The 1,353-nt window shown below is 63.4% G+C and carries 1 pseudogene; it reads right to left on the bottom strand.

Annotated elements, in window-relative coordinates:
• Positions 1–1,243 (bottom strand): annotated as a pseudogene (locus tag V7787_RS52790) (hypothetical protein); the annotation flags it as partial.
• Positions 1,244–1,353: the final 110 nt, after the last annotated feature.

The raw sequence follows: 1,353 nt of genomic DNA on the forward strand, positions 1-1,353 counted from the left end.
TTTCGCGACGCAATTCCCACACGTCGCTTTCGACCTTCTGGACGCGTTGCTCGGTGTAGTTGTTGGCCTGATTCAGCGTGTTGGACAACCCGGAATTCAACTGATCGACGTTGACTGCATCGGTCGGCGCCACACCCGCGCCGACGTTGTGGATCGTCGTCGGTCCATGGCCGTTGGAATTCAAGGTTAGGCTGCCGTGGTTGACGCTGCCGTCGGGGTTCTTGTCGTACTGTACGCCGCCGCTCTGATAACCCTTGAGCTGCGCGACGTTCACCGCGTCGGTATCGGACTGGCCAGCAGCAACATTGGTGATCTTACGCTCCTGTCCCGCGGCACCGACCGAGACGGTGTTGTCCTGATTGGCCAGCGAACCCTTACCGATCGCTACCGAGTTTTCCGAAATGGCTTGCGCGCCGCTGCCTACCGCGGTGGAACCCGAACCGGCCGCTCCGCTGTCGTTGCCGAGGGCGATGCTGCCGTTACCGGTGGCCTTCGCGCCAGCACCGCCAGCCGCGGAGTTAGTACCGGTAGCCGAGGGGGCCGCGGTGTTGTCCTGGCTAACTTGGAACATCCCGGCCGCGCCCTTCTCGAGGTTGGTTACATCTCCTTCGACGACGGTGATGCGATTGTCGTTGTTGTGCACCGCGCCGGCGACAGCGCCGATTTGCGAATCGGTGTAGCTCTTCGACTCGGAGATTGCGTGGTTAACACCCGCCTGCACCTGACCGACATTCGCCGCATCATCGGCCGCGATGCCGGCTGCGACGCCGCCAATCGTGCGGCCGCCGACGTTAACTTGGCCGGTCGAGTTGCTGCTGCCGACATACGGCGCGTTGTAGTCGGTTTGCGCGCCCGCTGTCGTAGCCGCACCCGCGCCCAAAGCCACCGAGTTCGCGTGGCCGGCCTTGGCGTTCTTGCCGATAGCAACCGCGTCGCTGGCCGAACTAGTGGCGTTGTAGCCCATTGCCGTGGCCCCCGCCGCCTGCGCATGCGCATCCTCCAGAGGCAGGCCTGTGTCGTTGGTACGGACATAGCGGGCGCCGCGGCCGTTGTTGATGATGTAAGTGGCGTCCGAAGGACCAGCGACGTTGTACAGCTGCGCTCCGTTGATCCCATCGGTCGAGGTCGCGGAGACGCTGCCCTGGGCGACATTGCTGAGCTTGGTGCCACCGGTAACACCGCCATCGGAGCTGGTCGGTCCGGCGAAGGTTGCCTTGCCAAAGTCGACTTCGCCGGGATCCACCTGCTGGTCGCCGTCCAGGTCGTTCCAGTCGTACTTGATCGCACGCTCGCTGACTTGCGTCGTGCTGGAAGCCACGGCGTCGAGTTGCTTTTTGTTGACCGCATCATTGG

Source organism: Pseudomonas sp. CGJS7, assembly GCF_036961695.1.